The 7402-nt window shown below is 61.1% G+C and carries 3 protein-coding genes and 2 pseudogenes; 3 read left to right on the forward strand and 2 right to left on the reverse strand.

All coding sequences use genetic code 11. The annotated features are described in order from the left end of the window. Nucleotides 1–753: 753 nt before the first annotated feature. A complete protein-coding gene (locus ASE04_RS16940) occupies nucleotides 754–1443 on the forward strand; it encodes a hypothetical protein (RefSeq protein ID WP_056819312.1) in 690 nt (229 codons plus the stop codon). A 96-nt stretch (nucleotides 1444–1539) separates the two neighbouring features. Here the strand turns inward: ASE04_RS16940 and ASE04_RS16945 are convergent, their stop codons facing one another. Together ASE04_RS16945 and ASE04_RS31690 are read right to left on the reverse strand one after the other, a co-directional pair. Then, nucleotides 1540–5529 carry a PAS domain S-box protein gene (locus tag ASE04_RS16945; RefSeq protein WP_056819314.1) on the reverse strand — a complete coding sequence of 1330 codons (3990 nt, stop codon included), beginning with the start codon at nucleotides 5527–5529 and terminating at the stop codon, nucleotides 1540–1542. A gap of 474 nt (nucleotides 5530–6003) precedes the next feature. Further along, nucleotides 6004–6258, reverse strand: a pseudogene (locus ASE04_RS31690) (damage-inducible mutagenesis protein); the annotation flags it as partial. Between the two features lie 29 nt (nucleotides 6259–6287). On the opposite strand from ASE04_RS31690, the gene ASE04_RS16950 reads away from it, so the two are divergent. Both ASE04_RS16950 and ASE04_RS31695 read left to right on the forward strand, forming a co-directional pair. Then, nucleotides 6288–6647: a DUF3140 domain-containing protein gene (locus ASE04_RS16950; RefSeq protein WP_056819316.1), complete on the forward strand. Its 360-nt coding sequence runs from the start codon at nucleotides 6288–6290 to the stop codon at nucleotides 6645–6647. Between the two features lie 374 nt (nucleotides 6648–7021). After that, a pseudogene (locus tag ASE04_RS31695) lies at nucleotides 7022–7245 on the forward strand (catalase HPII); the annotation flags it as partial. Nucleotides 7246–7402 lie beyond the last annotated feature (157 nt).

Here is a 7402-nt window from a genome sequence, read left to right on the forward strand (position 1 = left end):
CGACCACCGCCAACTCCGCGCCCACGCCAGCACCACCTGGCGTGAAATCGCCTTGTCGATCAAAGCGTGAAATTCACGCCGAAGCAACGATCGCGTGCTCTGCTCGGTTAAGGCGACGCCACCCATCGGAACCCTCGGACAGGACGGTCTCCCTCTTAGTCTTTTTCTTCCCAGCGCTCCAACGCCTCGTTGAACGCTGCCTCTTCGGCGACGATCCAGACTTCAATCTCGGCGATAAGGTCGTCGTCAGCTTCAAGGATTCGGTGGTTCATGAGGAGCCTCGGTCCACTGTTTCAAGAGGATGGTCGTCACAACATCCAGTACCCGATCGAGTGAAGGCGGACAGAAGATAGTTTTCGTCGAGGTTCAGACTTCTGCTGCCCTGTTACATCTGATAGTCGAGGGGGGCCAAGCGTACCCGGATGCGTGATGACCCCGGCCGAGACTAGCCTGCTCGGGACACAGCGCATTCGTTTCGAACAAAAGTTCCATCGCTTGCGTGGAGCACCCCACGCGGTAGGCTTCAGATACGCGGCTTACAGACCTTTCAAAATGTGTGACGAAGAGCTCTATTTTGTCGAACGCGAAGCTTCCATGGAACCCTCTCGAGTACGGAGTTCCCGCTTGCAATGACGCATCAATGAATGGTGGCGATCCATCACGATTCGAGCAATCGGCTCCTCGGCGGAGACTGCCCGGAACATTTGGCTTCCCTGCCCGTTCGGCCTCCACCAACCACGGAGCTCCATTCCCATGACCAATGATTACAACGAAGGTGCGCCCAAGTTTGCAGGCGGACTTTCCAAGAGCACCCTGACGGCATTCTTCGACAACCGAAGCGATGCCGAGACGGCCATCGACAAGTTGACGTCGGCGGGCGTCGACGATGTTCGCCTCATGCCTGGCTACGAGGCCGACGGCGAAGGTGCGGTGACCGCTGGGGAAGGTTCCGGCTTCTGGCCGGGGCTCGCAGATTGGTTCTTCCCGGACGAAGACCGCGACGTCTATGCCGAGGGCCTTCGCCGCGGCGGCTTCCTCGTCTCGGCTTCAGTCGATCAATCGAACTATAACACGGCGCACGACATCCTCGATGACGAAGGCTCCATCGACATGGACGAGCGAGCCGACCGCTGGCGAAAGGAAGGCTGGACTGCAGGTGGCCAACAGGCTGCGGCATCGCGCGAGGACGTCTTCCAGGCGGATGCGGCTGCAGGCAGCGCCACGGGAGTAGGACGCTACGCCCGAAGCGCCAAGGCGACGTCGCCGCGCGTGCGGGGATACGATCTCGCCGAAGACCTGCCGAGCGATGTCGTCGACGATGTCATACCGACAGGTCATCAGCGCGACGTGTCCGAAGGCGACGGACCACCGGAAGACCGGATGTCGCAGAGCCAGTCGATCGACGACATCAGGCAGAGCCAGGTGCTGCCGGGCAACCGCTGATGGAGAAGCTACAGGGCCGCGCAGTCGGGGCGCGGGTCGCCTGTCAGTCGCTTCTTCGCCATCACCGGTCTTGCGGGCATCGTAATTCAGTCATCGCTACGCTACGGCCTCAAGCGCCTGTTTCAACTCCGCCAGGCCGTGCGGCTTCGCCAACAGGGCGGTCTTCGCAGGGTTTTCCAACTCCGGTCCGCGGTTCATACCTGTCGCGAAGATGATGCCAACGTTGGGCCACCGGCGGCGCACCTCGCGGCAGAAGTCCTCACCGCTCATACCCGGAAGCCCGAGATCGGAAATGACCACATCTACGCCGCCGTTCTCTAAGATAGGCAGCGCCTCCTCTGCCGATTGCGCTTCCAGGGCTTCGTATCCGAGTTCTTCCAGCATGTCCGCTTCCGCCATCCGAATAAGCATCTCGTCTTCAACAAGAAGGACACGCCTTGGTCTGTCTAGCGTGGGCGCCGTCTGATCCCCCGACCTGCCGGAATCGATCCGTTCCTTGCTCATTCGTTTTTGCGCCTCGTTGTTTAGCACATGCCGTATCTTGAAGGCGAGAGCCTCGCGGGAATAGGGTTTAGAGAGAAGCTGGACTCCGGGATCAAGGCGACCACCGTGAACGATCGAGTTTTCGGTGTATCCTGACGTGAACAGCACAGCCAATCCCGGCAGACGCTCCTTGGCCTTGCGCGCCATCTCACTGCTCTTCATCGGTCCAGGCATGACAACGTCCGTGAACAGCATGTCGATTTGGACACCGCTTTCGACGATCGCAAGCGCCGCCCCGGCGTCAGGGGCCTTGAGGACCCGGTAACCGAGTTCCTGCAGCAACTCGACCACGGTGGTGCGGACACCTTCGTCGTCCTCCGCCACGAGAATGGTCTCCTGGCCGCCTTCGACCTGCAACCCGGTTTGGACAATCTCAAGATCTTCCTGCTGCATCGATCGCGGCAGATACATCTTCACGGTCGTGCCGTGACCAACCTCACTGTAGATCTTGACGTGCCCACCGGTCTGCTTGACGAAGCCGTAGACCATCGAAAGGCCGAGGCCCGTGCCCTTGCCTTCGGGCTTCGTGGAGAAGAAAGGTTCGAAGACCTTCTCGACCAACTCCGGGCTCATTCCAGTCCCCGTGTCGGAGACAGACAGAGCTACATACTGCCCGGGTTCGACCTCGTCGTGCAGCCGCGCATAGGCGTCGTCAATGTAGGTGTTTCCGGCCTCTATCGTCAGTTTTCCGAAACCATCCATCGCGTCGCGGGCGTTGATGGAAAGGTTGAGAACGGCGTTTTCGATCTGCATGGGATCGACGAGCGTGTTCCAAAGGCCGCCTGACACGATCGTCTCGACTTCCACGCCCTCGCCGATCGTACGCCGGATCATCTCATCCATGCCACGGATCAGCCGGCCCACGTTGACGACCCGAGGATCGAGCGCCTGACGTCGCCCGAACGCGAGAAGCTGCGACGCGAGCTTTGACCCGCGGTCCACACCGCCCAGCGCGTTGGCGATCCGGCGTTCCGCCTTCTCGTTGCCGACGACATCCTTCGAGAGGAGCTGGAGGTTGCCGCCAACGACTTGTAGCAGGTTGTTGAAGTCATGAGCGACGCCGCCTGTCAGATTGCCGATCGCTTCCATTTTCTGTGCTTGCTGCAGGGCAAGCTCGGTCTTGCGCAACGCTGCCGCCGCTTCGCGCTCTTCTGTAACGTCGCGTCCGACCGCATGGATGAATGCGTCGTCCGGAACCGCGGTCCATGATATCGTCCGGTAGTTGCCGTCCTTAGCCTGATAACGGTTCTCAAACGAAAATGTGGTTGCGCCCTCCGCGAGCTTCCCCACCTCAGCCAAGGTCGAGTCCTTGTCGTCCGGATGGATCAGTTCCATGAACGACCTGCCGACAAGTTCATCTTCCTCCCATTGAAAAACTTTGCGCCAAGCGGGGTTCACCGCGGTGATCGTCGCAGCGAAGTCGGCAACCAGCATGATGTCGGTCGAGAGCCGCCACATGCGATTGCGGTCGGCGGTGCGCTCCGCGACGCGCTGCTCAAGCGTTGCGTTCAGCGCCTCAAGCTTGGCACGGGTTTCGCGTTGGTCCTCGATATCCGTGTTCGTGCCAATCCACCTGACAATCTGCCCCTCGTCGTCAGCGATCGGAACCGCTCGAGCCAGGTGCCATCGATAGCGCCCATCGGATCGACGGAGCCGGAACTCGGTTTCATATGGTTGACCAGACGAAAGCGCCTCCCGCCATTGCTGCGCCGCCTCCGCGACGTCGTCGGGGTGGACGATCGTCGCCCAGCCCTCGCCGTCGAGCTCGCCCGCGGAGCGTCCGGAGAATTCATAGACGCGCTCGTTGAACCAGTCGAGCATCCCATCAGGTCTGGCAGTCCAGACCTGATTCGGGATGGCCTGGGTGAGTGCTCGGAAGCGGGCCTCGCTTTCGCGGAGGTCGCGCTGAGCGCGGCGCCGTTCTGTGATGTCCTGGACGACGCCGACGAAGCGGACGGGCATGCCTTGCGCGTCACGCTCGAACTCGCCCTTGCGCGCGACGACGCGCTTTCGTCCGTCGTCGGCGCGGCGAATGCGATACTCCACGTTTAGAGGCGACTGGCCATTCAACCGCGTTCTCTGGTTCGAGCCAATCTCCCGGTCCTCTTCGACGACGAGCTCTTCGATGCGGCCAATCGGTACATCGCCAGCGTCCGGAAGCCCGTAGATCTTGCTGAACTCGGGGGTGGGGCTCAGAACGTTCGTCTGAAGGTCCAGAGAGAACACCCCGACGCCTCCGGCCTCCTGTGCCCGGCGCAGTCGCGCCTCCGCCTCCTTCACCGCCTCCGCGGCAACGTGCTCGGGAGTCTTGTCACGCAGAACCTTGACGAGGCCCACAGGCCGACCGTCTTCGCCGATGATCGAGCTGATTTCGCCGTCCGCCCAGAACCTGTCGCCCGACTTGCGGACATGCCAGCGTTCGTGATGGGCCTTACCGTGCTCCAGCGCCGCGTGCATGGCCTCGCGAGCCTTGTCCGCGGCCCGGTCTTCTGGGGTGAAGAGCATGTCCCAGTGCACGCCGATCATTTCCGCCTCGGTCCAGCCGAAGATATGCCGCGCACCTTCGTTCCATCGCAAGATCCGCCCGTTTAGATCCAGGGCGAGGATCGCGTAGTCCACGGCGCCGTCGAGGATCTGGCGGCTCTGCAGTTCGCTGGCCCGGAGGGCGGCTTCTGCCTGCACGCGATCCGTGACGTCGGTCCCTTGCGCGAAGATCCCGACCACGTGGCCCTCGGCGTCGGCTATCGGCTGATAGACGAGATCGACATGTTTGCGCTCGACCGGAGACGAGGGCGAAAGCTGGAAATCAACAGCAAGCGCTTTCCCTTCGAACGGCGTGCCTGTGCGGTAGACCTCATCGAGCAGTTCGAAGAAACCCTGCCCTCTCAAGTCCGGTAGCGCGTCTCGCACGGGCAAGCCGACGACGTCGCGGTGTCCCACCAATTGTCTGTAGGAAGCGTTGGTCAGTTCGAAGATGTGGTCTGGCCCGGCCAGCATGGCAACGAACCCAGGCGCCTGCTCGAACATCAGTCGCAGCCGCTCCTGCTCTCCCTGCCGCCAGCGCTCGGCCTTGACCTTCTCGGTCGTCTCCACCACGATCGCCATCACCCCGCATGGAACGCTGTCCACGCCCATGACCGGCGAGTAGTCGAGGTTCATGAACACCTGCTCGGGCCGACCGGTTCGATGGAGGGTAAGCTCCTGATCCTTGTACGCCAGCGTGCCGCCGGCAAGGCCGACCTTCATGACGTTGTCGTTGAAGTCGGCAACCTCGGGCCAGCCTTCCCGCACCTTGGATCCCAGCAGTGCCGGATGGCGGCCGCCAGCGAAAATCGAATAGGCGTCGTTGTAGATCATGACGCCGTCGTCACCCCACAACGTTACGATCGGCACCGGTGACTGGAGAATCGTCGCCGTCGTCACCCTGACCGCCTCTTGCCAGTCGGACGGGCACCCAAGAGATGTCCTACTCCAATCGAAATTTCGGATCAGAGTGGCGAGTTCGCCACCGTGGGACAGGAAGTCGAATGTGTCGGATGTCATGTGTGCCGATACGGTTGTTTTTCGCGCCTATTTAGGGGAAGCGTGAGAACAGGAAAGTGGGGGAAAGGCATTTAATCGAAAATCTTCATGTGAACTGAAACAGACGACGGCCCCGCCGTTTTCGAGCAGTCAGAGGGTGAGGCGTTTTGTGTCCGACACACAAGGTGATTATCGCGCCACTTGGTCGCCAATCGTAGGTGATCGAGTTACTGAGTGTTCTACCGTCCGATGGAGCAGCTTGCTCCCGTACCCGCGCGGCCGTCTGGGGGAGTCACCGAGGGGCCATCTTCCGCCGATGACCGAGCCGGACACGTCGAGCGTTCCTTCGGCAGTCAACAGGCGACCGTGCTTCAAGACGTTCGCCGACAACTCGTGAATGACAAGCGCGAGGCCAGTAGCGGCTTTTTCGCCAACGCCCATGCGCGGAACTGCAAGCCGCATCCGACGGGAGAAAGCGTGAGTGCTGTCGTAGGGCGATAGAAGCACATTCGCCCGCACGCCACCTAATTAGTTCCAAAAGCCAAGTTGGCCGACCAACTCCCCGTACCGAGAGCTCTTGGGACGGCGTGACGCTCACTCTCCACCTCGTGCTCGACGCCGTCGGCTGGCCGAAGTTGTTCGCCTCTGTCTGCCGCCGCCACGCCTGACCGTTAGGGCCATCGTACCTGTCCGTTCCGCCGCAAGCTGAAGGCGACGGGAAGCGGTCATCGGCAGCCCGACGATCTCCTCGAGGTCGCCTAAGGACTGAAGAGGACCAAATGACGAAACCCAATGACATCGATCGCCGCCAGGTGTGGGCGGATTTCGCCGACGCCGTGAACATGTCGCCGTCAAATCTCGAGAAATGGCTGCAGACAGGCGAGAGCCGCGAGAACGGCTTGAAGGAGGACGGCGGCGGTGAGACGATCGGCCATCATTCCGGGCGTCGGATCGTCGACATCAAGCACAAGAAGAAGGCCGACCTGACGGAGGACGACTACGCTCACATGCGAAAGGTCGTCGGTTACGTCCACAGGCACCTCGCCCAGGGCGGCCCCAGGGAAGACAAGGAGCATTCGGCTTGGCGATATTCGTTGATGAATTGGGGGCACGATCCACTGAAGGAAGCAGGAATATAGCTGCAGGTCTCGATTGGATGCTCCCGCCCGACTTCGCAGTTTAGATCGAACAATCATAGGAATTGCCAGGACATACGTCGCCTCCCCCAAGCCATTCGATCGGCGACCTAGCCCGTTCGGAAGAACTCGAGCAATGTCTGGACACGCACGCAAGCACCTAAACAAAACCTCGAATGCTTCCGACGAGGAGAAGCGGGCCGAACTTATCGCGTCGGCAATCGACGCCGGGTGGAAAGATGAAGAAGTTCACTTGGCGACTGCCGACGCAGCTAATGGTATCGGTGACGTGACGTCTGCGCTTGGGGTCGTTCCGTCGTCCTCGAGGTGACGGCCCCGCAGTCACATTCCGACGAGCTCGTCGTCCCTCTCGAGAGCGCGACTTCGTCGCAGACGCTCCAGCATTGCAAATATATCGGCTACGACCAGTCTGCCGGTCCGCTCCCGGACAAAGCTGGAATTGCGGGTCAGCTAGATGAGGGACGGTCCAGTTGTCAGGTGGCAAGACGTCGCGGCGTTCGTCGAGAACTCGGCAAGCTTCGTGCCGGCGCGCGCGAGCCTTTCAGTCAAGCTCGGCAAGGCGTCGCCACCGATTGCGTAAAGCAGTTCGGGCGCGGAGTGATCCGCGCCCGTTCAACATACAGACAGAAGTATTCCACGTTACTTAGAGTTCTTGTGGCTCTGCTCGCCGGCCTTGACGTGCTGATCATGCGAGCCGCCCTGCTTGCCGGACGAGCTTGCGCTCTTCGTCGTCGAAG

Source organism: Rhizobium sp. Root708, assembly GCF_001429725.1.
Taxonomy (GTDB): domain Bacteria; phylum Pseudomonadota; class Alphaproteobacteria; order Rhizobiales; family Rhizobiaceae; genus Rhizobium.